This window comes from Acinetobacter sp. YH12156, from assembly GCF_013418235.1.
GTDB classification, from domain to species: domain Bacteria; phylum Pseudomonadota; class Gammaproteobacteria; order Pseudomonadales; family Moraxellaceae; genus Acinetobacter; species Acinetobacter pseudolwoffii.
In genome coordinates this window covers 269122-293241 of sequence record NZ_VPCL01000002.1, presented here as the reverse complement: position 1 = coordinate 293241, position 24120 = coordinate 269122, and the positions used below count along the sequence as shown (strand labels likewise).

General features: G+C 44.8%; 25 protein-coding genes. 11 read left to right on the top strand and 14 right to left on the bottom strand.

Features of this window, described 5'->3' with window-relative positions; all coding sequences use genetic code 11:
* Positions 1 to 21: 21 nt before the first annotated feature.
* Both FTU87_RS04335 and FTU87_RS04330 read right to left on the bottom strand, forming a co-directional pair.
* A complete protein-coding gene (locus tag FTU87_RS04335) occupies positions 22 to 1140 on the bottom strand; it encodes an HPP family protein (protein ID WP_005095404.1) in 1119 nt (372 codons plus the stop codon).
* 233 nt (positions 1141 to 1373) lie between these two features.
* Positions 1374 to 2216 carry a transglutaminase family protein gene (locus FTU87_RS04330; RefSeq protein WP_180096718.1) on the bottom strand — a complete coding sequence of 281 codons (843 nt, stop codon included), beginning with the start codon at positions 2214 to 2216 and terminating at the stop codon, positions 1374 to 1376.
* Positions 2217 to 2529: 313 nt separating this feature from the next.
* Between FTU87_RS04330 and glyQ the strand changes: the two genes are divergently transcribed.
* Positions 2530 to 3513 carry a glycine--tRNA ligase subunit alpha gene (gene glyQ / locus FTU87_RS04325; RefSeq protein ID WP_005095400.1) on the top strand — a complete coding sequence of 328 codons (984 nt, stop codon included), beginning with the start codon at positions 2530 to 2532 and terminating at the stop codon, positions 3511 to 3513.
* Positions 3513 to 5582 (top strand): glycine--tRNA ligase subunit beta, encoded by a 2070-nt coding sequence (glyS, locus tag FTU87_RS04320; RefSeq protein ID WP_180096717.1) that lies wholly within the window; start codon positions 3513 to 3515, stop codon positions 5580 to 5582. Before glyQ ends, glyS begins: the two co-directional genes overlap by 1 nt.
* Positions 5583 to 5607: 25 nt before the next feature.
* Here glyS and FTU87_RS04315 read toward each other — a convergent pair whose 3' ends face one another.
* The gene (locus tag FTU87_RS04315) at positions 5608 to 6657 is read right to left on the bottom strand and encodes a hypothetical protein (protein WP_180096716.1); all 1050 of its coding nucleotides are present in this window, start codon (positions 6655 to 6657) and stop codon (positions 5608 to 5610) included.
* 11 nt (positions 6658 to 6668) lie between these two features.
* On the opposite strand from FTU87_RS04315, the gene FTU87_RS04310 reads away from it, so the two are divergent.
* Positions 6669 to 7058 carry a hypothetical protein gene (locus tag FTU87_RS04310; RefSeq protein ID WP_100329299.1) on the top strand — a complete coding sequence of 130 codons (390 nt, stop codon included), beginning with the start codon at positions 6669 to 6671 and terminating at the stop codon, positions 7056 to 7058.
* Between the two features lie 226 nt (positions 7059 to 7284).
* Positions 7285 to 7779, top strand: coding sequence for a hypothetical protein (locus tag FTU87_RS04305; protein ID WP_159138698.1), 495 nt, complete (start codon positions 7285 to 7287; stop codon positions 7777 to 7779).
* Positions 7780 to 7849: 70 nt separating this feature from the next.
* Here the strand turns inward: FTU87_RS04305 and FTU87_RS04300 are convergent, their stop codons facing one another.
* The 3 genes from FTU87_RS04300 to FTU87_RS04290 all read right to left on the bottom strand — a co-directional run bounded on the left by FTU87_RS04300 (position 7850) and on the right by FTU87_RS04290 (position 10488).
* On the bottom strand, positions 7850 to 8803 hold the full coding sequence (locus tag FTU87_RS04300; protein WP_180096715.1) for a 2-hydroxyacid dehydrogenase: 954 nt from the start codon (positions 8801 to 8803) through the stop codon (positions 7850 to 7852).
* Positions 8804 to 8892: 89 nt separating this feature from the next.
* The gene (locus FTU87_RS04295) at positions 8893 to 9090 is read right to left on the bottom strand and encodes a hypothetical protein (RefSeq protein WP_005172920.1); all 198 of its coding nucleotides are present in this window, start codon (positions 9088 to 9090) and stop codon (positions 8893 to 8895) included.
* Between the two features lie 126 nt (positions 9091 to 9216).
* The gene (locus FTU87_RS04290) at positions 9217 to 10488 is read right to left on the bottom strand and encodes a hypothetical protein (RefSeq protein ID WP_180096714.1); all 1272 of its coding nucleotides are present in this window, start codon (positions 10486 to 10488) and stop codon (positions 9217 to 9219) included.
* A gap of 113 nt (positions 10489 to 10601) precedes the next feature.
* Between FTU87_RS04290 and FTU87_RS04285 the strand changes: the two genes are divergently transcribed.
* Both FTU87_RS04285 and FTU87_RS04280 read left to right on the top strand, forming a co-directional pair.
* The gene (locus tag FTU87_RS04285) at positions 10602 to 11378 is read left to right on the top strand and encodes a class I SAM-dependent methyltransferase (RefSeq protein WP_180096713.1); all 777 of its coding nucleotides are present in this window, start codon (positions 10602 to 10604) and stop codon (positions 11376 to 11378) included.
* A 15-nt stretch (positions 11379 to 11393) separates the two neighbouring features.
* Entirely contained in the window at positions 11394 to 11978 is a 585-nt protein-coding gene (locus FTU87_RS04280) for a hypothetical protein (protein ID WP_180096712.1), read from the top strand.
* A 136-nt stretch (positions 11979 to 12114) separates the two neighbouring features.
* Here the strand turns inward: FTU87_RS04280 and FTU87_RS04275 are convergent, their stop codons facing one another.
* On the bottom strand, positions 12115 to 13314 hold the full coding sequence (locus tag FTU87_RS04275; protein WP_180096711.1) for a TIGR03862 family flavoprotein: 1200 nt from the start codon (positions 13312 to 13314) through the stop codon (positions 12115 to 12117).
* A 4-nt stretch (positions 13315 to 13318) separates the two neighbouring features.
* Positions 13319 to 13963 carry an SAM-dependent methyltransferase gene (locus FTU87_RS04270; protein ID WP_171063366.1) on the bottom strand — a complete coding sequence of 215 codons (645 nt, stop codon included), beginning with the start codon at positions 13961 to 13963 and terminating at the stop codon, positions 13319 to 13321.
* Positions 13964 to 14048: 85 nt separating this feature from the next.
* Between FTU87_RS04270 and FTU87_RS04265 the strand changes: the two genes are divergently transcribed.
* Both FTU87_RS04265 and FTU87_RS04260 read left to right on the top strand, forming a co-directional pair.
* Positions 14049 to 14222, top strand: coding sequence for a DNA gyrase inhibitor YacG (locus tag FTU87_RS04265; protein WP_005095374.1), 174 nt, complete (start codon positions 14049 to 14051; stop codon positions 14220 to 14222).
* Positions 14223 to 14396: 174 nt separating this feature from the next.
* Entirely contained in the window at positions 14397 to 14579 is a 183-nt protein-coding gene (locus FTU87_RS04260; protein WP_005095373.1) for a hypothetical protein, read from the top strand.
* Positions 14580 to 14617: 38 nt separating this feature from the next.
* On the opposite strand, the gene FTU87_RS04255 is transcribed toward FTU87_RS04260, so the two are convergent.
* The 5 genes from FTU87_RS04255 to FTU87_RS04235 form a co-directional block, all read right to left on the bottom strand.
* Entirely contained in the window at positions 14618 to 15262 is a 645-nt protein-coding gene (locus FTU87_RS04255; protein WP_005172933.1) for an MBL fold metallo-hydrolase, read from the bottom strand.
* Between the two features lie 22 nt (positions 15263 to 15284).
* Positions 15285 to 16298, bottom strand: a complete 1014-nt coding sequence (gene hemH / locus FTU87_RS04250; protein WP_005172935.1) for a ferrochelatase — start codon at positions 16296 to 16298, stop codon at positions 15285 to 15287.
* 65 nt (positions 16299 to 16363) lie between these two features.
* Complete coding sequence (locus FTU87_RS04245) at positions 16364 to 17392, bottom strand: DUF4062 domain-containing protein (RefSeq protein WP_005095369.1); 1029 nt, start codon at positions 17390 to 17392, stop codon at positions 16364 to 16366.
* A 118-nt stretch (positions 17393 to 17510) separates the two neighbouring features.
* The gene (gene murI / locus FTU87_RS04240; RefSeq protein ID WP_034608802.1) at positions 17511 to 18383 is read right to left on the bottom strand and encodes a glutamate racemase; all 873 of its coding nucleotides are present in this window, start codon (positions 18381 to 18383) and stop codon (positions 17511 to 17513) included.
* Positions 18384 to 18431: 48 nt separating this feature from the next.
* Positions 18432 to 19043, bottom strand: a complete 612-nt coding sequence (locus FTU87_RS04235) for a DUF1285 domain-containing protein (RefSeq protein ID WP_100329306.1) — start codon at positions 19041 to 19043, stop codon at positions 18432 to 18434.
* Positions 19044 to 19229: 186 nt separating this feature from the next.
* Here FTU87_RS04235 and FTU87_RS04230 point away from each other — a divergent pair, with 186 nt between their 5' ends.
* A complete protein-coding gene (locus FTU87_RS04230; RefSeq protein ID WP_100355489.1) occupies positions 19230 to 20942 on the top strand; it encodes an electron transfer flavoprotein-ubiquinone oxidoreductase in 1713 nt (570 codons plus the stop codon).
* Between the two features lie 248 nt (positions 20943 to 21190).
* On the opposite strand, the gene tusA is transcribed toward FTU87_RS04230, so the two are convergent.
* Entirely contained in the window at positions 21191 to 21451 is a 261-nt protein-coding gene (tusA, locus tag FTU87_RS04225; RefSeq protein WP_005095362.1) for a sulfurtransferase TusA, read from the bottom strand.
* A 202-nt stretch (positions 21452 to 21653) separates the two neighbouring features.
* On the opposite strand from tusA, the gene FTU87_RS04220 reads away from it, so the two are divergent.
* Both FTU87_RS04220 and lnt read left to right on the top strand, forming a co-directional pair.
* Entirely contained in the window at positions 21654 to 22493 is an 840-nt protein-coding gene (locus FTU87_RS04220) for an HlyC/CorC family transporter (protein WP_005095361.1), read from the top strand.
* A complete protein-coding gene (gene lnt / locus FTU87_RS04215; protein ID WP_100329308.1) occupies positions 22490 to 24049 on the top strand; it encodes an apolipoprotein N-acyltransferase in 1560 nt (519 codons plus the stop codon). Before FTU87_RS04220 ends, lnt begins: the two co-directional genes overlap by 4 nt.
* Positions 24050 to 24120 lie beyond the last annotated feature (71 nt).

Here is a 24120-nt window from a genome sequence, read left to right as displayed (position 1 = left end):
GATAATTTCTCTAAAATCATCTTATTCAGTTCTGCTTTTGATCTTAAGTTGATTGAGTTCCTGATTCAGTGCAGCAATGATATCGGCACGACTGATAATTCCCACCAGCTGTTGTTGACTGACCACCGGAATATAATTAAAAGAACGTTCAACAAAATAAGGCACCAGATCCTGAATCGGCTGGGTCGGCTGCACCGTGACGACTTTTAAGCTCATAATATGCCTGACCTGATCTTCCCAACTGCTGCGAATATCCGAAGCACGCTTAAACCATTCCACCACGTCATACATGGCCAAAGTGCCGACCAGTTTTTCTTCTGCATTGACCACGGGCAGGCTCATCAGGTTCATCTGTTTAAACTTGTCCAGCGCATGATGAATATTGTCATTTTCATGCAGCGTGACCACATCTTTGGTCATAATATCCTGACAAGTAAATTCATGCACCGCCCGCGCATTGGCAATATCCTGTGCTTCCAGAATAATCTTTTGCAGGTCATATTCACTGATATCCAGCAATTCTGTTTGCTGGTCTAGCACGTCCTGAATATCCTGCGGCTGAATGGTAACTTTCTGGGTCGGGGTTGGATCTTTAGAACGGGTATTCAGTTGCGCCTGCTGCGGATAGCTCTTGCCAATCATGCGGTTAAATACAATGGCGATGATCATCAGCAGCAGTGAATTTAAGAGCACCGGATAAAACACAAAGGCATAGCCCAGATCATGTACCGCATTTCCGCCCAAGACCGCAGTAATCGCGACCGCACCACTCGGGGGATGCAAGGAATCTGTGGTCATCATCAGCATAATCGACAGAGCGACGGCGACACTAAAAGCTTCAGTCGGATTGGCCATGAATAATGCGCAGGTTACGCCGACCACAGCCGCAATGGTATTCCCCACCATAATATTCCAGGGCTGTGCCAGAGGACTGGCCGGCACTGCAAACAGCAACACCGAAGACGCCCCCATCGGTGCAATATACCAGGCCTTAAAATCACCCAGAATCCACAAACTCAGCAATGAGGATACGGCCAAGCCGATCAGGGCACCGATGCCGCATAACAGACGGTCTTTGAGCGGAAGGACTTTGAAGTTTGGTTTTAAGGTATTGAGCCAGTCTAGATTTGAGTGAAACACAGTCTACCTGATTTACTTTTTATCGATTTTCCGCATTATAGAACCAAGCAGCCTTAAAGGTATATTTGTTTTATATCTTTTAATGCTGCAGGTATGCCTACTTTTTAGAAAAAAAATGTCGGTATGATTGCTCATCATCAAAATGGTTTTGAAGGGCTGAGGCTTTATACTTCATGCATATTCCAACAACATCGTGACTTACAATGAAGCTGATAAAACTGTTTAAAATCATGTTATTTTGCAGTAATTTTAGTGGGCTTTGATAACGGATTTTCATCTGATTCAGATCGAATAATCGGCTCGATTTTAATCAGCTCGACCTCACCATAGAAGGTCGAAAATGCCACATCTCCGGCATCGATGCCAGTGCCAATCCGAATTAAATTTTCTACAGGCGCCAAACGGGTCGGATCAAACAGTACCCACCCACCCTCTAAATAAGCTTCAAAAATGGCGTGAAAATCGGGTAAAAACTTTTCGATTTCGACATAACCGACCACCATGCGTGCTGGAATGCCTAAAGCACGACACAGCGCAATACCTAAATGAGCAAAGTCACGACAGACGCCCGCCCGATGGATGAGCACATCTGTTGCAGTACTAAACTGATCCGTGCTGCCAGAAACATAAAATATATTGTTATAAATCCATTGTTCAATCGCTTTGACCCGCGCATAACCCGGCGTCATCCAGCCAAAGGACCGATTAGCCATTTCTGCAAATAAATCCGAATTACAGTAACGGCTGGCCAGCAAATAAGGCAGCACCGCATCAGGCAAATTCGGAATCAGCACTTCATTCAGATTATGCTGCGCATCTGCATTGATCACCGGATGACGTTCAACTGTCGCGTCATAGTGCACTTCAAAGACATCACAAGGTTGGACATGCAGACGTATATAACGATTTTGATGATTTAAATCCTGGAATTCACGCCATACGACAGGCATATTAAATGTCAGTTGTTGTTCAAGAATAGTTTGATCGGAATGATGTGCCGCCTGAATCAGAAAAACAAATTCTGTGGTCTGGACAACCTTATATTTTAAATGACATTGAATTTGATAAGTGGTCATGAATTTCCTTATTTTTAAGCATTATTATATTGTGTGAATATTAAACTAATTTTAGGATGCTAATCGTATAAGATCAGTTGAGCTTTATAATGCTCCGGTTAATCGGATGCCATATATCTGATTTATTCTTGATTTTTAAGTTAGCCTCAATCGGCCAGTAAAGCTGAAATCACGACAGATGCATAGATGACTCTTCTTGTTTAAAGGTATTCTGGGTTTTTTCAAAAAAGGTTCCACACATTAACCCTTTGCCACTCCCCTGCAAAGTCCTTATAATTGAGCACAATTTTTCTCTAATTTTAAGTGGATGACCATGAGTCGCGCCATATCGCATATTGATACCTTCCAAGGCTTAATTCTTGCCTTACAAACTTACTGGGCGGAGCAAGGCTGTGTAATTTTGCAGCCTTACGACATGGAAATGGGCGCAGGAACATTCCATACAGCGACTTTCCTTCGTGCTTTAGGGCCTGAAACCTGGAACGCAGCCTACGTTCAGCCGTCACGTCGTCCGAAAGATGGCCGTTATGGCGAAAACCCCAACCGTCTGCAACATTATTACCAATTCCAGGTGGTACTGAAGCCAAACCCGGACAACATCCAACAGCTCTACCTTGACTCGCTTAAAGCGATTGGGATCGACCCACTGGTACACGACATTCGTTTTGTAGAAGACAACTGGGAATCGCCAACCCTCGGTGCTTGGGGTCTAGGCTGGGAAGTCTGGCTCAACGGTATGGAAGTGACTCAGTTCACGTATTTCCAGCAAGTGGGCGGTGTTGAATGCTACCCGGTAACAGGTGAAATCACCTATGGTCTTGAGCGTCTTGCCATGTACTTGCAAGGTGTAGACTCGGTTTACGATTTAGTTTGGACCAAAGGTCAGTTCGGTACTGTGACCTATGGCGATGTGTTCCATCAAAATGAAGTTGAGCAGTCAACTTACAACTTTGAATATGCAAACGTTGAAAAAATGTTTGAGCTGTTCGATTTCTACGAAGCTGAAGCAACACGTTTAATCGAAGCTGAACTGCCATTGCCTGCTTATGAGCAAGTGATTAAAGCCTCACACTGCTTTAACTTATTAGATGCGCGTGGCGCGATTTCGGTGACTGAACGTCAGCGTTATATTTTACGTGTGCGTACTTTGGCACGTGCCATTGCAAATAGCTATGTAGCAGCGCGTGCGAAGTTAGGCTTCCCGATGGCTGAACCTGAGCTTCGTGATGAAGTGTTAGCGCAGTTAAAAGCACAAGTTGAAGCGGAAGCAAAAGTTGAATCTAAGGAGAGCAAATAATGTCTAAACATACCGTTTTGTTCGAATTAGGCTGTGAAGAACTTCCACCGAAAAGCTTAAAAAAATTACGTGATGCATTGCGAGCAGAAACCGTAAAAGGCTTAAAAGATGCTGGTCTTGTTTTTGATTCTATCGAAGCCTATGCAGCACCACGTCGTTTGGCATTAAAAATTAAAAATGTTGACGGCGCGCAAGCTGACACGCAAAAACGTTTCGACGGCCCTGCAAAGCAAGCAGCCTTTGATGCGGAAGGCAACCCGACTAAAGCGCTTGAAGGCTTTATGCGTGGTCAAGGCATCACGGTTGATCAAGTATCGACTTTCCAAGCCGGTAAAGTTGAAAAAGTGTGCTACTTGAAAGACGTGAAAGGTCAAAGCCTAGACGCTTTACTCCCGCAAATTTTACAAAATGCCTTGGACAACCTGCCAATTGCAAAACGCATGCGTTCTGCGGCGAGCCGTACTGAATTTGTACGTCCTGTGAAATGGGTGGTATTGCTTAAAGACAACGATATTGTTGATGCAACCATTCAGGATCACAAAGCAGCTAACGTGACTTTCGGTCATCGTTTCCATGCACCTGAAGCAATCACTTTAACGCATGCTGACGAATACTTAGCAAAATTAAAAGCAGCGCATGTTGTGGCTTCTTTTGAAGAACGTCAAGCCATCATCGATCAGCAAGTGAAAGCATTGGCTGATGAAGTCAATGCCATTGCAATTGTACCAAGTGACCTTCGTGACGAAGTAACAGCATTGGTTGAATGGCCTGTTGCGCTTCGTGCAAGCTTTGAAGAACGCTTCCTTGCTGTTCCGCAAGAAGCATTAATTACCACCATGCAGGACAACCAAAAGTACTTCTGTTTAGTGAATGCTGACAATAAACTGCAACCGTACTTCATTACGGTGTCGAACATTGAGTCGAAAGACCCGACACAAATTATTGAAGGTAACGAGAAAGTGGTTCGTCCACGTTTGTCGGATGCTGAATTCTTCTTCCTGCAAGATCAAAAGCAACCGCTTGCATCGCGTAAACAGAAATTGGCGAACATGGTGTTCCAAGCAGAATTGGGCACGCTTTGGAACAAGTCGGAACGTATTGCAAAATTGGCTGTGGCTTTAGCGCCAATTACAGGTGCAAATGCTGCCGATGCTGAAAAAGCGGCCCTTCTGGCAAAATGTGACTTAACCTCTGAACTTGTGGGTGAGTTCCCTGAACTTCAAGGGATCGCGGGGACTTACTACGCACGTCTTGAAGGCGAAAATGATGAAGTTGCTGAGTCTTTAGGCGAGCAGTATTTACCTAAATTCGCGGGTGACGTTTTACCGAAAACCAAAACAGGTACAACCATTGCCCTTGCGGATCGTTTAGATACTTTGACGGGTATTTTCGGTATTGGTCAAGCACCCACAGGTTCTAAAGACCCATTTGCACTACGTCGTTCTGCAATTGGCATCTTGCGTCTTGTGACTGAAAATGAACTTGATGTATCAATTGAAGATTTGATCAAACTTGCTTTAGCTGCTTATGGCGATGTATTGAAAGATCACGACAAGACTTTAAATGATGCTGTTGCATTCTTAGAAGGTCGTTACCGTGCCAAATACGAAGATCAAGGCGTTGCAGTTGATGTGATTCAAGCAGTTCAAGCGTTATCGCCTAAATCACCGCTTGATTTTGACAAGCGTGTCAATGCGGTCAATCACTTCCGTGCCTTGCCTGAAGCTGCTGCGCTTGCTGCTGCAAACAAGCGTGTTGCCAATATTCTTGCAAAAGAAGCTGCTCCTGAAGGTCAAGTGGTTGAAGCAAACCTGGTTGAAGATACTGAAAAAGCATTGTTCGCTGAACTTGCAAAAATTACACCTGTGGTTGAGCCGTTATTTACTGCCAAAGACTACACTGCTGCACTTTCAGCTTTAGCTGCACTTCGTGCGCCAGTCGATGCTTTCTTTGACGGTGTAATGGTGATGGCTGATGATGCTGACTTGAAAGCAAACCGTTTACGTATGCTTGCTCAGCTGCGTGATTTGTTTACGAAAGTGGCTGATATTTCGGTGTTACAGCACTAAGTTCCGATTTAATAAAAAACCCGCTTTAAAGCGGGTTTTTTATTTCATACTTTTCATCAATTTCAGCCATTAAGCTTTTGAAATAGTCATTTTTTTCATTAAGATAAAAATTATATATTCGTCCAGCTCGTTCATCATTGCTCCGCATTGCTTTTCTCATTAACTCGATTGCAACTAGATAATCTTCAATTTCATTAAACCAATATTCACCATGTAATAATCGATTTTCTAAAGATTGTTTTAACGCTAAATATTCTCTCTGGATATTATCTAAAGCTGTATAAGCAAATAGTTTATTCTGCTCATCATAAATACTATGAATTTTTTCAAACCAATAAGAAATTGGCAACAAGCCAACTAATTTTTCATTTTCAAATTTCTTTTTAACTTCATTTTCCATAATAATTATTTCTTTATTCAGTCTTCTCAAGAGAACAATTGCTTCATCTAATTGCTTCTTGAGTAACTCATAAATAGAAATTTCTTCATAAACTGTATCTTCTTTCTTGTTAGAATATCTCAACAAGTCAAAACCAGATTTATTAATTGTGATACGAGAAATAAAATTATTAAATTCATCCTTATCTTTTTCGCTTCTTCCTCCTTCATTATTTAGGATTGTGTGCCCAATCGAAGCATTCCGAACCTTACGGATCTTTTTCAACTCACTATTTGCTTCCCATTGAACTTTGAATACTTCATATAGATGCTTCAAGCTATCTTGTTGAAGAATGAAACATTGTAAAATTCCATAGCAATGAATGTATTTAAGCCCTGTTTCTTTAGGAAACTCCGTTTGCAGATAATCCTTAAAGGCGAAGGATGTGTCTCCTAACACATCTAAAGCACTGCATAGCATCCACCATCTGTGCTTATCATTTAATAATTGGTAATGAAGAACTCCACAATTAATATAATTACGCAGCTGATTTTCTAAATTTTCTATTTGATCTAAAGAGTCTAGTAGATGATCCATACTTATATCTATACGGGTAGAGTATTCTTTAAAATTAGTTTTCAAATCATAGGCAATTTCATCTGAATTGCCTATACTCAACCTAACAACACTCAACAAGAAAGAATCATATGAAATTTAAAGCTCTTATTTTGACGGGTCTTGCGAGTATCGCAGTTACAGCTTGTACATCTGCACCAAAAATCCCGCAGCTTGAAGTTGGCGTCTTACAGGAAGTACAAAACCTCGAAGTATCTCCAGAAACCACCAACAACAAGGCAAAACTGACCAAGTTCCTCGACAAATGCGTGATTGAATTTACCGGCGATCTTGGCAATAACCGTGTCGTTGAACAATGGTCATTTAAAGGCCTTACCCTGATGGATGCAGGTTCAGCAACTTTCCAGCGCGACGGCACCAGCACTGCACAAAAGTTTGATCTACATGCCGAAAATGTACAAAAAAACTTTATTTCACTCCGCCATCACTTTGCCAAAGATGCATTAACTCAATGTGACTAAGCATCCTGCCCTGTTTTTATTCAGAAAATGGGGCAATTCTTTATCTAAAATAAATAAAAACCGGTTTCATATCTCACCGCGCCGTCTTTCATTACAAAAAAGCTAAATTGTACTTCTTGGAAGCGCTCGCGAATCCATCAGTTCTTCATTGTTTTCGTGAAATTATCCGCTACACTCAAAATCAAACAAAAGATCGCTATTTGACTACTTCGAGGTCGATCACATTATGATGATGAAAAAATCTATTATTCTCGGCACTGCATTTTTAATCTGCATTCCGGTATTGACACAAGCTGCAACCGAATCAGAAGCACAAACCAGCAAACCTATTGCGCCATATGGCACCAATCCAAATCTTTTGCATGTCTTTGCCTATAAAGCTCAGGAAGGCGTCATCAATACCGCAGAAAAAGTCGGTGAAGTGACTGAAAAAGGCATTGCCAAAGTCAAACCAGGTGTAGATCGTGCTTGGGGAAATACCAAGGCAGCGGCTTCAGAAACCGCACAAAAAGTCGATCAGGGAGCTACGCAAGCAGCCCAACAAACCAATCAGAAAATCCAGCAAACCAAAGAAGTGTGGCGCGCCAACCCTCAACAAGCAGCACCGATTGTGCAACAGCCTTTGAGTGAATCCTCTGCGCCTCAGCAAACCACAACACCGCAGATGCAGCCTCAATCCGGTTCCGGCACTGCCACCAGTTATGCAGTGACTGATTTATAAGAAAAGCCCGTCATGGGCTTTTTATTTATCTTTCAGCAAAAAATATTCACTTCAAGAGAAGGGTTAAAAATCAATTCACCTGCCGTATCGGCTGGCCATTTTTAAAAGCTTCAATATTTTCGACCATCTGATTCACAATGCGCTGCCGTGCATCAACACTGCCCCATGCATTATGCGGCGTCACAATCAGGTTTGGGATTGTTGCATCGAGTAGGACATTGCCTTCTTTGGGTGGCTCAACCGTTAAGACATCAGTCGCTGCACCAGCAATCTGACCCTCACGCAGCGCCTGCGCCAAGGCTGCTTCATCGACAATACCACCACGCGCACAGTTAATTAAAAATGCGCTTGGCTTCATGGCTTCGAGTTCAGCATGACTGATCAAATGTCGGGTGTCTTCAGTGAGTGGACAATGCAAACTGAGAAAATCAACTTGAGCAAGCAACTCGGCAAATGCTACACGGGATGCATCTGCTGGACGGTTTGGCAGCGCAGCAATGAGAACTTTCATGCCAAAAGCTTCAGCCAGTTTCGCCACCGCATGGCCCAGTTCACCATAACCGACAATGCCCAGTGTTTTTCCGGACAGCTCGACAATTGGCGCATCCAGCAAACAAAACTGGCTGGCTTTTTGCCACTGGCCTTGTTGTAACGCACGTTGATAAGACAGAAATGAAGTGGCCAGATTGAGCATTAACATTAAAGTATGTTGTGCAACCGCAGACGTTCCATAGGCCTGACAGTTACAGACCACAATGCCACGTGCTTTGGCTGCTGCCAGATCGACATTATTGCTGCCGGTCGCAGAAATCAGGATCAGTTTCAGTTCAGGACATTGCTGAATGGTCGCAGCATCAATCAGTACTTTATTGCTAATAATGACCTCAACCTCGGCCACACGGGAAGCAATCTCGGCCGCCGAAGTCGTTGGATACAACACAAGCGGATCAAAGGCTGCATGCAGTGCCTGAAAGTCCAAATCCTGTTGGTCTAGAGAAGCATAGTCTAAATAAACGGCTTTCATGGCTGTTCCCTCAATCCTGTTGAACCATTGATCTTTATCATTTAAAACAAGTCATTGAGGCTTTTCAAGCAGTTTCCGCTCTGCCAATCTTAATCTAGCGGTTTATCGAGATGATTGCGCAATGAACGCCGGATTTTATAGATCACATACACCGCCAGAATGATCATGAAAATAATCGATGCACTCATCATAATCACGGCTGGATGTACACTTTCTGCATGTGCCAGATTGGGCAGCGCTAAACCGACCATGAAACAGACTTGTATCATCTGGGCAGATTGCATCATATAGAGACCCCCTGGTTCGTTTCAACTATCGGGAGCAGTACGGGTGGATATTATTTGTACCGCCTATCTCTATATTATGCCTAGCCAATCACATGTCAAGTAATTGTTTTTTATTAAAAAATAAAGCTAGTTTATCTCATTGTGCGTCACAAACTGCGTATTTTTGTCACTTTCATCGATAAAGGCCGCAGCGCCATACTCATTGGTACTTAAATTCAAGTGCTTATAGCTGAACATATAATAATCGCTATAACGTTTCATGAGAATCGGGTGCATGCCCAGACTGAGTTCATCCTGCTCCTTGATCAGTTTCATGACATGCCGGTCATTCATCACCACCAGATAACGCTCATCATTCAAGCTGATGCTCAATAGGCCATTGCCTTTGGCATAAATCGGAATCAGGAATTTATGGTTCAGGGCAATCGCGCCTTCTGCATAACTTTCGATTTTATGACTGATGACATTAAATACCAGACCATGTCCATATTGATCCAGAAGCAACTGACGATTTTCCTGCGGCAAATTCACATGAATGCCGAGCTTGAGCAGGTCATGCTGATCGACCTGTTTATTTTGCAATAATTCTCTTAAGATCACCTGTTTCTGGCTGGCATCAAAAAACTGATTATCCAGTTGCAGATCATTATTTTTCAGGATACGCCCCAAGGCCATACGATGGCGTGGCAAAACATTTTCAATGACTTTGCGATAATAGAACTTGCTGTTTTTCTTGACCCGACGCATTTTCTGGTAAAAATAACTCGGTTCGTAATCATGTACCAAAAAGTCATACAGCAATTCGGAACTGGCCAGAACGGCAATGGCATCATGTCCGGTAAATGGCAAATGCAGCACATGATGCTGCGGAATCAGGGCCTGTAATTTCAGATAATGCGCACGGTCTTCGGCACAATACGGATCATAAACAATAATATATTCGCACGTGCTATCGATATCTTCGGCTTCAACCCGCATTCCTGCATTCAGCTCTGGCTGATAAAACATGTTATAGCGGGCATCATGTACATCTTCCGGATCAATCGAGTATTGCGGCACCATCGCCACCACCCGTTGCACGCCCAAGGCACGGGAATATTTAATCGCGGCATAGCCACCCATCGAGCCACCATAGGCAACCCGCTGCTGAAACGGCGCAATCAGATCTGCGATGGCTTGTAACATGTTCCACATGGAACCTTTTGGGAACCAGGATTTATGCTTGGGCATAATGCCAAGCACATTAAACTCGAATTTCGCCAGTGACTTTTCTGCATTGATGTTGAGGCCCTTGGCACGGGTAATCAAATCGCCAAATGAAAAAATCAGTTCTGAAGAAGATCCCGGCATAAAAATCGCGCGTATATGCTCATCTTCAAAAACAATCTGCTTGTCCATAACTTTCCCGTGCTGGTAAATCGAACCCTTCCACAACAATTCAATCAATGAATGCTGTCAAAAAAGTGAATATGCTATTTTATATCGATCAAAAAGATTAAAAAGCGCAAAATATGACACAATCATTACATCCGGCAGCAAAACGGGGTTTTAGTGCATCTGCCGAGCTGTATCAGCAAGTGCGTCCCGATTATCCGGCAGAGATCAGTCAGTGGCTGGCCGATACTTTGACTTTGCCTGTCGATGCGCGTCTTTTGGATTTGGGCAGTGGAACCGGCAAGTTTATTCCTTATTTACGCCCGCTCAGTAAAAACATCATCACTGTCGATCCGGTTGCGGAAATGCTGGCACAATTAAAACTGGCCCATCCGGACATTGAGGCTGTTGAAGGCCTGAGCCATCAACTCTCCTTGCCTGATCATAGCCTGAATGCGGTATTTTGTGCACAGTCATTTCACTGGTTTGCGAATGCAGAGACCTTACAGGAACTCAACCGAGTCCTCAAACCCGATGCTTATCTGGTTCTGGTCTGGAATCAGCGGGATACCCGGGTAGCCTGGGTTCAGGCACTGGCAGAGTGTATCGCCCCCTTAGAAGGTGATACCCCGCGTTATCATAGCGGAGCGTGGCGCAAGGTGTTTGAACAACAAACCCTGTTTCAGCCGTATGCAGAAACCAGCATGACCCGGCAACACCATGGCAGTGTGGAGCAGGTGGTATCAAAACGGCTACTCTCGACCAGCTTTATTGCAGCCATGCCGGCATCCCGGCAAGCACAGCTCAAACAACAGTTTGAACAGATTATCTGGGACTATACAGCCAAAGGTATAGAGGAAATGATTGATTTTCCTTATATTACTCATATATACGTATTTAAAAAAACTAATTAAAAACAGGAGTCAATCATGCATAAAATATCAGGAATGACACGCACTGCCCTGTTTGCAGCAGTCATGCTGCTCATGGCATGTGACCAGAAAACATCAGAAAGTACCGAACCAGCTGCAGACAGTACGGCTTCAGATCAGGTGATGCAGGAACTGAAAACCGAGCCGCTGAAAGACTTCCCCAAAACCACTGAGGATCCACATGATATTGCAGTACTGACCGATTATGAGCAACGTTTTCAGGAAATGAGTGCGGAGCTGGAAAAAGAATTAAACAGCATGCGTGATGAAGATAGCTTGAGTCCGGAGTTTATTCAGCAACGCCAGCGCGATCATGTACAGTCAGCCCTGAATATGCTGAAGGATTTAGAACTGAAAACCGAACAGGGCCGTTATATTCAGGGCATGATGTATCAATATTGGCAACATCAGGACAAATTACTCAATACTCCCAAGACTCAAGCTGCGCCCGTGAATGAAGCCAGTGAGAATATCAAAGGTCTAGGGAAATATCTACACGCCCAAGAACAGCTGGAACGCTGGCGTTCGCAATATCCAGATCTCGCCAAGAAAGAACCCGCTTCCCGGCAAGTGAAGGAATAGTCTAGGAGGCTAGATTGGCACACAGCTTAGATCAAATACAAAAATAATCTAAGCTGAACTGGCAGTTTGAAAACAGCGTGGATGAGCAAGACCTGTTTTGCTGAGCCTGAATCTCAGCAGAAGCGCCAGAAATGACTTAATCTGCTGTCAGAAACTGATGCACGCCTTCACCCGCTGCACGCCCTGTGGCAAAACAGGCGGTCAGCAGATAGCCGCCTGTCGGTGCATCCCAGTCCAGCATTTCTCCGCAGAGAAAGACATGCGGGTTGGATTTAAGTTGTAGCTGTTCTGACAACACTTCACGCTTGACACCACCTGCACAGCTAATGGCTTCTTCAATCGGGCGGAAACCTGTGAGTGGAAGGATCAAATGTTTAATTTTTTTAGCTAATTCAGCAGCATCTTGCCATATCGCTTTGGCTACCAATTCCCGTACTAAGGCCGCCTTGGCACCGTCCAATCCAGCTTTACGCCAGACATTACTTAAAGACTGCTTCTTACTTGGCTGTAATTTTTGCGCAAGCTGTTCGATGCTTTGATTTGGGAATAGATCCAGATGCAGATGCATAGACTGCCCCTGTTTCAGCTGCTCACGTAAACTCCGACTCTGCTTATAAATCAGACCACTTTCCAGACCGTAATGGCTAATTACGATATCGCCGATGGTCTTTTCACCTTGCCCGACCCAGGCTGCAACACGTTTCAACGGCTGACCAAAGACTGGCTGCATAAACTGAGACCAGGAATATTCCACTCCGGCATTACTGGCCTGAAATGGCTCAATTTCATCCGGCTTTAACCAAGCTTGCCATGCACCATCACTACCCAACGCTGACCAGGACACTGCACCACAAGCCAGAATAATGGCATCAAAATATTCAGTGCGATGTTCATTATTTTTCAAATCATGTAGCTCAAGCTGTTGTTGCTCTAACTGGCTGACTTTATACCGGTAATGAAACTGAACGCCATCACCAGCCAAACGCTTGAGCCAGGCACGCAACAAGGGTGCGGCTTTCATTTCAGTCGGGAATACCCGGCCGGATGAACCAATATAAGGTTCTATACCGAGCTGTTTCATCCAGTCTTGAATCCAGAGCGCATCCCAGCGTTTGATCCAGGGAGACAACCACTCCACCTGATCATAACGCTGTACAAACTGTGGCACAGGCTCGGCATGGGAAATATTCAGGCCGGTTTTGCCTGCCATCAAAAATTTACGTGCAGCAGACGGTTTTTGCTCATAGACGTGCAGCTCATAATCAAACTGACTAAGGACTTCTGCGGCCATTAACCCGGCAGGGCCAGCGCCAACAATGGCAATACGTTTGCTCATCTGATTATTCCGCGATGCTAGCATTCTGCCCTTGCAAAGGCTGGAAATCATCAAACCGTGTCACATAAGCTTCAGGTTTAGTAATAATAAGTTGCTGACACAATTCCCCACGTTCCAGATATTTAATTTCAAAATGAGTGCGTGCTGAATCCTGGGCAATGACTTCTTTAATAAAAGGTAATTTCCACAGTTGTTCCGCCTGCTGTTCTGCTTCTTCGATATAAGCAGGAATATTACTGGCCAGTGTAATGGTTCCACCCGTCTTTAAACGGGAAAGTAAAAACTCAAAAAATGGCATATTGACCCAGCGCTGCGCCGGATTATGCGGTTCAGGATTTGGATACAAAATAAAGAATTGTTCTACCTGCTCTGGATACAATGCATGCACGATCCACGGCAAAGCATCGGCATGAACGGTCTGTAAATTGGCCTGACCTTCAATCCCGTGCTGTTTTTGCATGGCCAGGAATTTTTCGCGGGTACGTTCAATCGCAATCAGTTGAGTATCGGGGTGGGTCTTGGTAAATAACAAAGCATGTTTGCCTTTACCCGCCCCGACTTCGATGCAGACCGCTTCAGGACTGATGCTTTGAAAATCACGGGGTGCATGCATACGCTGTGCTTGAAATTGACGAATCGGCATAATCAGATCAAACTAATAAAAACCGCATAAGTCTACCAAGTGCGGCTATATTTGCCTAATCGAAGCTTTATTTTTCTTTGGAGTTGATCTCATGCCCACTACTTTAAACTGTCCGCGCTGTGGCAAACTGACGACCTGGGAAGAGAATGATTTCCGTCCTTTCTGTTCAGAACGCTGCAAGATGATTGACCTGGGCGCATGGGCCAATGAAGAATATAGCTTGCCCACTCAAGATGCACCGCAGGCGGACACTTCTGAGGATTAGAAGTTCTGTACAGTAAAAAAACATTTCTGAACTGAAGACTATGTAGAAAATTAGCCCAAAATCACATAAAGTTTATAAAATCACCCTGAAAAGCCAACACGAATTAACACCATTCATCGTGCCTTAGCATTATTGTTCTACTTTAAATCTTCACATTATCTTTAGAGCAATAATATGAGCTATATTATTTTAAAAGTCATATTAGTTGGGGTGGGTCTACTGGCACTTCTCTCTCTGGGAGTCGGTATTTTCCAACAAGATAGCTTGTTTATTGTACTGGGTGTGCTTTTTGCTTTTATGGCATGGCTAATTCACATGCAAACTCGTCAATTTAGCAGTGATCCATTTTCAAAATAAAAGACCAAGGATACTTGGTCTTTGATTCACGTCGATATTTAACCCGCTTTGCCTGCAATAAAGGGATTATGCTGCTTTTCAAAACCAATGGTGCTGATCGGTCCATGTCCTGAAATAAACTGGGTTTCATCCGGCAGGCTAAAACATTCACGCTGAATTGAATCCAAGAGCTGCTGATGATCGCCACGCGGGAAATCCGTACGGCCAATCGAGCCTTTAAACAGCACATCGCCCGTCCATAACAGGGCATGATTGCTATTATAAAACATCACATGGCCCGGGGTATGCCCTGGCGCGAAACGCACTTCAAATTCTTCATTACCGAGCTTCAGTATTTCCCCCCCTTCCAGCCATTGTGTCACTTCAACTTTTTCTGGAATAGGAAAACCATAACGCGCTGAAACCTCCTGAATCATGTCCAGCCAGAAAGCATCTTCCTTATGTGGCCCAATTACTGGTACATTCCAGGCCTTTTTCAAGGCGCCTACTGCACCTGCATGATCCAGATGTCCATGGGTCAGCCATAAAGCTTTCACGGTTAAGCCCAGAGCTTCGACCTCAGCTTTGAGTTTTTCAGCTTCGCCCCCTGCATCAATCAAAATGGCTTCTTTCGTGTCCGTATCCCAAATGATCGAACAGTTTTGCTGAAAAGCAGTAACCGGAACAATTTTGACTTGTAACATAGGGCAAAAAACCTCGGAAAAATTAATGAGCAAGCGTTTGTGTCAATGCATCCAGATTAGCCTGTAGCAAACTGTTCAGCAATCGCAAATGATCTTCACGGCTATTTAAAGCAGGAATATAACGATAACTGCCTCCCCCCAGAGATTTAAAAGTTTCGGCATTTTCTATGGCCAGTTCCTCAAGCGTTTCCAGACAGTCAGCCGAGAATGCCGGGCTCATCACCTGCACGGATTTCACCCCCTGTTTGGCCCAGTCTTCCAGCAAAACATCGGTATAGGGCTTAATCCATTCCTGTTTGCCAAAGCGTGACTGAAAGCTAATCGCATATTGCTCTGCACTCAGCCCTAACGCCTGTGCAACCAGTTGTCCGGTAATACGACAACGATCGGCATAAGGATCGCCTTTGTCGGCATAAGGCTGCGGAATACCATGAAAAGACATTAACAGTTTTTCCGGCTGACCATGCACTGCCTGATAGTCACGCACGCTTTGCGCCAGAGCCTGAATAAATAAAGGATGTTGATAATAATCCCGAATGATGCTCAAACCAGGCAAATTGCGTTGCTTCACCACCCATTTTGCCAGGGCATCATAGAGAGGTGCAGTCGAAGTAGCAGAATATTGGGGAAATAGTGGAAATAAGATCACATGGTCCTGCGGCTGTTCAGACACTCTGGCCAAAACCTGCTGAATATTCGGATTGCCATAAGTCATTGCTGGCACCACATTCAACTCAAACTGCGGATAGAGCTGGGTCAAATGGGTTTTGACTGTATTGACCTGCTGCAACAGGATTTCACGCATCGGTGAATCCTCTCCCCAGACCTGTGCATAGGCCTGTGAAACCCGCTTAGGCCGAAATGGCAAAATGAATAAACGCAGGATTATTTGCCAAATGGGTTTCGGAATTTCAATCACCCGCTGATCAGACAAAAACTGCTTCAGGAAACGGCGTACTGCTGGAATCGTGGGCGCATCTGGCGTACCCAAGTTGGCCAATATAATCGTCACTTTAGCTTTAGCAGGAGAAGACATTCAGTTTATCCGTCATGGTATCAACCCCTGTACTTTAACAGTTTTTGATTGATTCTCTATATGGATTAATACACTGACTTAGATTGAAAAGTACGATCTAAATCCAGCAAACTGCTGTCCAGTAATTTTTGAGCTTTCGGCGTAATCTGCCAGAGCATGCGCTGGCGGTCATCCCGACCTGATGGCACAATCCAGTCATTCTGGCGCATCTGAATTTTCAAGCTATGCAAGGCACGAATATTCATCTGGGCACGAGCCACGGCATGTGCACGTGGCATTTCTGCCCGTGCATCTTCCAGACCGTTTTCATTTAAATATTCATTCATCCGCTTGGAGAAAAACTCTTCCGGTGTCGGATTGACAAAGGTAGAGCCCAGCAGGGCCAATAATTGCGCCCAAGTCAGCTTCTTCTGAACTTTAATTTCCTTAAAGTTTCCATCCTGATAAGCCTGCATCCGGTATTCAAAAGAAAAAACTTCATGCATGGATACTTTAGGCAGGCTCAGGAACGGATCTATTTCCGCCGTTCCACCATCACGCTCCAGTTGGCTCACTTTAGCCTTAAGCTGATCAATCTCGTCATGCAGCGCCTGGGTATTTTGCGGACGCACCCATCCGGTCACCGGATAACGCTCCAGCATTTGCGGCATATTAAAACGTACTGCCATTTCCAGATCGCGCAAGCTGCGATAAGTAAAGACCTGGTCTACTTCCTGCTGCAGTAATTGACGAAATTCCTTAAACTTTTCCCGTAATTCCGGCTTGGTATCATGTAATGAGCTTTCACGTGATGCCGGATCGTCATGCATAAACACAATAATCGGTTTTTGCTTGGTCACTGCATAGATGTATTCGAGGTGCATATAACCGACACCCGAGACAGACTGTTCCCCATACTGACTGCCTAGCAAAATCACTACATAGTCACAATCATCAATCTGGCGGCGTGAAAAAGCAGTATTCAGCGGCGTACGCTGTTCCAGTCCCCAAGAGAAGAACCCCATACCCACTAATGTTTGAGACAAAATGATACGTTCCGGCTGCATTTCTGCCCCAGAGGTTGAGATGAACACTTGGTATCGTTTATCCAGCATGGGCTATCCTCTTCTCCTGTACATTTGCATAAAAAATGCATGAATTCATGCATTTTGACACAATATGACCACCCCAAAATGAAAAAATATCGTTCTTTTAAAATTATAAAAATGAGTTTTAAACTGCACTCATATTACTGATCTGCCATTTTAAACCGGCAGGAATCAGGTGCTGCAAAACCGGCCGGAGCTGTTCAGCATTCTGCCCACTCACCACCAATTCAATTTTCATGCTTTCTTTACACTCATGCTCAAATAATAACTCATTTTTAATTAAAATTCGGGCCGTTTGTCTCGCAACTGCGAATCCTGAGTCAATTAATGTCAGCTTTTGACCAAAAATATACTGAATTGACGCTTTTAGGAAGGGGTAATGCGTACATCCCAGCACTAAATAATCAGCGCCTTGATCCACAACCGGTTGTAAAATCTCTATTAATGTCTGTAAACAGGCTTCACTCATCTGCTCTCCAGCCTCAACAAAAGGTACCAGTTCCAGACTGGTCACAGGCAGGACTTTAACCTGAGCCGGTTCGGCAAAACGGGAGATCACATCTTTAATCAGCTGCCCGCGAAAAGTGGCCGGTGTTGCCAAGACCGCAACTGTTTTCGACCGGGTATTCAAGACTGCAGGTTTAAGTGCTGGCACCAAACCGATAATTGGAAAGTTCTCGCCATAATAGTCACGCAAATAATCCAGACTAAAGGCAGAAGCCGTATTACAAGCCACGACTGCCACTTTACAGCCCTGACGATACAGCCATTCAATCGCCTGAGCAGTCAGGCTACGGATTTCCTGATCATCTCTCGGGCCATAAGGCACATGTGCAGTATCGGCATAATAGACAAAGCGTTCATTCGGCAGATGGCGGGCAATTTCCAGAGCCACCGATAAGCCGCCTACGCCCGAGTCAAAAATACCAATCGGCGCATCTGCTGTTGCGTTGGGCATCGGGTCTAATAGCGGGGAAATGGGTTGAATGGCGCTCATAACGGTCTGAATTGCGGTGTCAAAAACTCTAGCGACCAAGCTTAAACCTCAGGTGCTCAAATGCAAGTCTAAATCGCCACTTTTCAAACTTAAAACGGCTTCACCTGCCGGATTTTCATCAAGCTCTCCCATCTCGACCAGATGCAAAAATGCGGCACGCTGGATCAGGGCATTGATTCCAAAACGTACATGCACATAAGGTCGCAACTCATCTTTATATTCACGCATAAAGATCGGATGTTCAGCATCCACAATAATCAGGTCTTGGGTTGTGGTGCCCAGTTGTAAATAACTCAGTCCATTAATCTCGACCTGATCGACCTGATTGACCAATAAAGGTTCATCTTCCACTTCAATTTCAATCATTTCTACCGGTGTTTTTAGGTAGAATTTTCCCTGCTCTTTCCAAAGGACGGTTGCAAACAGGTTAATCATGGCTTGGCGTTTGATCAATTGACCTTCGTGCCACCATTCTCCATTGGCCAAAACCTTCAGATCCATTGTGCCACAATGCTTTGGCTGCCATTGCTCCAAAGGGGGAATTGACCTTTTGTGACCGCCCTGTGCATCTTTTAAGTATTGCGCGATATCCATTAAATTTTTATCATCAGGAGAAGTTACTTTTTTCGTCAGATGTTTGCTGGGTACTGGCTTATCCATAAAAGAAGACCTTAATGACGGAAAAATAATATGTTTCAGCCAATTGGCTAAAACTCGGTTTAAAACTATACTAGCCCAGATTATCAAAGACACCAGTATTTTTGTGTCTAGGAACCAAGAACACTTATGGCAGCACCCAATCATCCGATTATGGTTGCCACCGAATAGTAATATGAGGAGTCCTACATGGAACACATCGAACGTGAATCGATGGAGTTTGACGTCGTCATCGTCGGCGCAGGCCCTGCAGGTCTATCTGCTGCGATCAAAATCCGTCAACTTGCAATTGAAAATAACTTAAATGATTTGTCCGTTTGTGTCGTAGAAAAAGGCTCCGAAGTTGGCGCACATATTCTGTCTGGTGCTGTGCTTGAACCGCGTGCCATTAATGAATTGTTCCCGGACTGGAAAGAACAAGGCGCACCGCTCAATGTGCCGGTGACTGAAGATAAAACTTTCTTCTTGCTTTCAGATGAAAAATCACAAGAAGCACCACACTGGATGGTGCCAAAAACCATGCACAATGATGGTAACTACGTCATCTCGCTCGGCAACGTGGTGCGCTGGTTAGGCCAAAAAGCTGAAGAACTGGAAGTTTCAATCTTCCCGGGCTTTGCCGCCTCAGACATTCTGTATCATGCAGATGGTACGGTAAAAGGCATCCAGACCGGTGACATGGGCATTGGTAAAGATGGCGAACCGACGCATAACTTTACTCCGGGTTATGAACTGCATGCCAAATATACGATTTTTGCTGAAGGCTGTCGTGGTCACCTCGGTAAACGTCTGATTGAACAGTTCAATCTGGCCAAAGATGCAGATCCACAGCATTACGGGATCGGCATTAAAGAACTCTGGGAGATTGATCCTGCCAAGCACAAACCAGGTCTGGTGATGCACGGCGCCGGCTGGCCATTGAATGAAACCGGTTCTTCAGGCGGCTGGTGGCTGTATCACGCTGAAAACAATCAGGTGACTTTGGGCATGATCGTGGATCTGTCCTACACCAACCCGCATATGTATCCATTCATGGAAATGCAGCGCTGGAAAACCCATCCTTTAATCAAGCAGTATTTAGAAGGCGGCAAGCGTATTTCTTATGGCGCCCGTGCCGTGACCAAAGGTGGCTTTAACTCGTTACCGAAGTTCACTTTCCCGGGTGGCTCACTCATTGGTGATGATGCCGGCTTCCTGAACTTTGCCAAAATCAAAGGCTCACATACCGCAATGAAATCCGGCATGCTCTGCGGTGAAGCGGTATTTGAAGCGATTGCGGCTGGTGTGGAAAAAGGCGGTGATCTGGCGGTTGCACGTGTGGTTGAGGGTGACGATTTCTTTGTTAAGGAACTCACCGCTTATACCGACAAGTTCAACAACAGCTGGCTCAAAGAAGAGTTATACAATTCACGTAACTTTGGCCCGGCGATGCACAAGTTCGGTCAATGGATGGGTGGTGCATTTAACTTTATCGACCAGAACGTGTTCAAAGTACCATTTACCCTGCATGATCTGGTGCAAGACCATGCTGCACTGAAAACCCAAGCCGCTGAAAGCTTCAAGCCAAACTATCCAAAACCGGATGGCAAGCTGACTTTTGACCGTTTATCTTCTGTATTTGTATCGAATACCGTGCATGAAGAAAACCAGCCTGCGCATTTAAAGCTGACTGATGCCTCTATTCCGGTTGAAGTAAACCTGCCTAAATGGGATGAACCGGCGCAGCGTTACTGCCCGGCGGGTGTCTATGAAATCATGGAAAATAATGATGGTTCAAAACGTTTCCAGATCAATGCAGCCAACTGTGTGCACTGCAAGACCTGTGACATTAAAGATCCGTCTCAGAACATCACCTGGGTAACACCAGAAGGTGGCGGTGGTCCTAATTACCCTAACATGTAATTAGTATCCGAATATGTAATTCGGCTAGTCCTTGCGCGAGTTCATACCCTAACATGTAATGTTAGGGTAATCTTGCGAATGAGGAATATATTCCGCAAGTTCTCATATCCGAATATTTAAGCTCTCATGAGAACAAAATAAACCCGCTTTCGAGCGGGTTTATTTTCTGGAGAATGACGATAATATTATTTTTAAGATCGAATAAGAACTCTTATCAGATCATAAATTTCAAAAAAATTTCGGCCAATTTAGCTGCCCTTTTTCACCAGATAATGAAATTCTTTATTACCATTTTCATCCAGACACTCTTCCTGCAACAGCAATTCATGTCCCAAGTGCATGCAAAATTTTGGAATATCCCAAGAGGTTGAATTATCGGTAGCAAACACCTCAACTACATCACCGGCTTTAGATTTACGAATGGCCTGATGCAACATCATGACTGGCTCAGGACAGCGTAAACCTCGGGTATTTAATTGCAGGCTTGGGATAATTTCAGTTGGGGACATCGATAGACTCAAGAGTGGAAGACTGAAAATATTTTAGCATAATCCCGCTCGGGCATTGCGGCTTTGCCAAAGTACACACGACTAAACGCAGCCCTGACTGATACGATCATGCCTGCACATCATATTTACAATAGACAAGCGTATTTTCTGCGGTATGATAAAACCACGTTTTTTTAGATATTAAGAGTCTTCAGGAAAAATCATGCACGAGGAATCAGGCCCGTCGTGGGGTATGCGCGGCTTACGTAAATGGCTGGGAACTGCACCCGAAACTCGCGACGAACTGCTAAAATTAGTACAAGATTCACGTCGATTTTTAGAACCCGATACTGTTGCCATGCTTGAAGGTGTACTTGACCTTCCGGCAACCAAAATTCGCGAAGTCATGACGCCTCGCACGTCGATGATCAGCTTACAGGAAGATGACCAACTGCTGGATATCCTGCATGTGTTGGTCGAATCTGCGCATTCGCGTTTTCCGGTCTTTTCCTCCGATCAAACCGATAATGTGGTCGGCATTCTATTGGCCAAGGATTTATTGCCTTTTCTGACCGAACCAACCTCCAAAGTCGATATTCGCGCACTGATGCGTCAACCCTTATTTGTGCCAGAGAGCGCCCGTTCCGATCAGGTGCTGCGGATGCTGAAAAATACCCAGACCCATATTGCCGTGGTGATTGATGAATACGGCACCACCTCGGGTCTGGTCACGCTGGAAGATATTCTGGAAGAAATTGTTGGTGAAATTGAAGATGAACATGACAATGCCGATGAAGAGGCACAGTTCATTGTTCCGGATAACGATCCAAACACCGCCAATACCTGGATAGTACAAGCTCTGACCCCGATTGAGCATTTCAATAATATGCTGGATGCGAATTTTTCTGACGATGAAGTGGAAACCATGGGCGGCTTGTTATTACAGGAAATTGGTCTGGTGAACGATCTTGAAGGTCAGACCATTGAACTGGAAAACTGGCAATTTACCATTCTTGAAGCAGATTCACGCTCTATTCACCTAATTCGAGCCGTGCGCCAATGAGAGCGTATTTCGACAAGCTGTTGAGTTCTGATCAACAGCAAAAACCGTTGCCGCTGATCTATCCTGTTTTAATTGCCTTATTTGCAGGTGCTATCTTCAGTTTGGCATTGGCTCCCTATCATTACTGGTGGCTGGCCATCCTGTCTCCGGCACTGCTCTATGCCTGCCTGCGTGGACGTAGTGCCAAACAGGCCTTTGGAATTGGCTGGGCCTATGGAATTGGCCTATGGTTTGTGGGCGCATTCTGGCTGTATACCTCCATTCATGTCTATGGCGATACCAGTGCATTTCTCAGTGTTGTAATGATCTTGATCATGGCACTGGTGATGGGCCTGTTTAGCGCCGTTCAAACCTTTGTCTATCGCCGCTTTTTCCCGGAAACCCCTTTGACCTTTGCCCCGCTTTGGGTTCTGTTTGAATGGTCTAAAACCTGGGTCTTTACCGGTTTCCCGTGGTTGTTTGCCGGCTATGCCTTTACCGAACGCTACCTAGATGCCTATGCACCTCTGTTTGGGGTGTTTGGAGTATCTTTTGTCGTGATTATTCTGGCCTGTGCACTGGTCGAAATTCTGAACCGACGTCTGTTCTGGGCGGTTCCTGCTGCAATTTTACTATTCAGTGCCTGGGGCGCGGCTCAATTGAGTTTTGTGCAACCAAAGAATGAAAAGCCGCTTACGGTTTCTCTGATTCAGGGCAATATTCCGCAAGATCTGAAATGGCTGACTGAATATCAGGTAAAAACTTTATTGATTTATGCCAATCTGAGCAAGACCGAATGGGGCCGTGACCTGATTGTCTGGCCAGAGTCCTCGATTCCGATGTTCCAGACCGATATTGAAGCTTTTCTCGAAGCGATGAAAGTACAGGCTGAAAAATCCGGTACTGCATGGGTCACCGGCATTCCGTATTGGGACTTACCAGAATCACAAGCTGCGGGTTATCCGAAATATTACAACAGCATTATGGCCACGGGTGATGAGTCGGAGGGTTTGTATAAAAAGCAGCGCCTGGTGCCCTTTGGTGAATATATTCCGCTGTCAGGCTGGTTAAGCTGGGTATTGCCAGGTCTACAGAATGATCCCTCTATGAGCGGCTTTACCCGTGGGGCGGACAATCAAAAGCCCTTGAATGTGAAAAACCATCCTTTAGGTTCCGCAATTTGTTATGAGGTTGCTTATCCAAACTTGACACGCCGCAATGCCAGTCAAAGTGACTTTTTAGTTACGGTCTCGAACGATGCCTGGTTTACCGGCACGGCAGGACCTTTGCAGCATCTACAAATGGTGCAAATGCGCGCCAAGGAAAATGGCCGCTGGTTTATCCGTGCCACCAATACCGGCGTGACCGCCTTTATTGACCACAATGGCCATATTGTGAAAAAAGCCCCGATGGATCAGGAAGCGGTACTGCGGGGTGAACTTCCAGCCATGCAAGGTGAAACATTGTATATGAAACTCAGTGATTGGCCGGTGATGATCTTTTCAGTTTTACTTTTGCTGGTGGGATGGCGCTTCCGTCCCCGTAAAGTGGATGTCAGTTTTAAGTCGAGAAGATAATTTCTTCAAGTCCCTCTTTTACAAAGGGAGATTTAGGTGAATTCCTAGATATAACATCTTATCAATCTCTC

What these genes read in the sequence shown, in the direction of transcription:
- murI (WP_034608802.1), bottom strand. Translation starts at nt 18,383, where the DNA reads ATGAGCGCCATTCAACCCATTTCCCCGCTATTAGACCCGATGCCCAAC.
- FTU87_RS04260 (WP_005095373.1), top strand. Translation starts at nt 14,397, where the DNA reads ATGAGCTATATTATTTTAAAAGTCATATTAGTTGGGGTGGGTCTACTG.
- FTU87_RS04235 (WP_100329306.1), bottom strand. Translation starts at nt 19,043, where the DNA reads ATGGATAAGCCAGTACCCAGCAAACATCTGACGAAAAAAGTAACTTCT.
- FTU87_RS04220 (WP_005095361.1), top strand. Translation starts at nt 21,654, where the DNA reads ATGCACGAGGAATCAGGCCCGTCGTGGGGTATGCGCGGCTTACGTAAA.
- FTU87_RS04265 (WP_005095374.1), top strand. Translation starts at nt 14,049, where the DNA reads ATGCCCACTACTTTAAACTGTCCGCGCTGTGGCAAACTGACGACCTGG.
- FTU87_RS04300 (WP_180096715.1), bottom strand. Translation starts at nt 8,803, where the DNA reads ATGAAAGCCGTTTATTTAGACTATGCTTCTCTAGACCAACAGGATTTG.
- FTU87_RS04285 (WP_180096713.1), top strand. Translation starts at nt 10,602, where the DNA reads ATGACACAATCATTACATCCGGCAGCAAAACGGGGTTTTAGTGCATCT.
- FTU87_RS04305 (WP_159138698.1), top strand. Translation starts at nt 7,285, where the DNA reads ATGATGATGAAAAAATCTATTATTCTCGGCACTGCATTTTTAATCTGC.
- lnt (WP_100329308.1), top strand. Translation starts at nt 22,490, where the DNA reads ATGAGAGCGTATTTCGACAAGCTGTTGAGTTCTGATCAACAGCAAAAA.
- FTU87_RS04290 (WP_180096714.1), bottom strand. Translation starts at nt 10,488, where the DNA reads ATGGACAAGCAGATTGTTTTTGAAGATGAGCATATACGCGCGATTTTT.
- glyQ (WP_005095400.1), top strand. Translation starts at nt 2,530, where the DNA reads ATGAGTCGCGCCATATCGCATATTGATACCTTCCAAGGCTTAATTCTT.
- FTU87_RS04245 (WP_005095369.1), bottom strand. Translation starts at nt 17,392, where the DNA reads ATGCTGGATAAACGATACCAAGTGTTCATCTCAACCTCTGGGGCAGAA.
- FTU87_RS04310 (WP_100329299.1), top strand. Translation starts at nt 6,669, where the DNA reads ATGAAATTTAAAGCTCTTATTTTGACGGGTCTTGCGAGTATCGCAGTT.
- FTU87_RS04255 (WP_005172933.1), bottom strand. Translation starts at nt 15,262, where the DNA reads ATGTTACAAGTCAAAATTGTTCCGGTTACTGCTTTTCAGCAAAACTGT.
- tusA (WP_005095362.1), bottom strand. Translation starts at nt 21,451, where the DNA reads ATGTCCCCAACTGAAATTATCCCAAGCCTGCAATTAAATACCCGAGGT.
- glyS (WP_180096717.1), top strand. Translation starts at nt 3,513, where the DNA reads ATGTCTAAACATACCGTTTTGTTCGAATTAGGCTGTGAAGAACTTCCA.
- FTU87_RS04230 (WP_100355489.1), top strand. Translation starts at nt 19,230, where the DNA reads ATGGAACACATCGAACGTGAATCGATGGAGTTTGACGTCGTCATCGTC.
- FTU87_RS04275 (WP_180096711.1), bottom strand. Translation starts at nt 13,314, where the DNA reads ATGAGCAAACGTATTGCCATTGTTGGCGCTGGCCCTGCCGGGTTAATG.
- FTU87_RS04295 (WP_005172920.1), bottom strand. Translation starts at nt 9,090, where the DNA reads ATGATGCAATCTGCCCAGATGATACAAGTCTGTTTCATGGTCGGTTTA.
- FTU87_RS04330 (WP_180096718.1), bottom strand. Translation starts at nt 2,216, where the DNA reads ATGACCACTTATCAAATTCAATGTCATTTAAAATATAAGGTTGTCCAG.
- hemH (WP_005172935.1), bottom strand. Translation starts at nt 16,298, where the DNA reads ATGTCTTCTCCTGCTAAAGCTAAAGTGACGATTATATTGGCCAACTTG.
- FTU87_RS04280 (WP_180096712.1), top strand. Translation starts at nt 11,394, where the DNA reads ATGCATAAAATATCAGGAATGACACGCACTGCCCTGTTTGCAGCAGTC.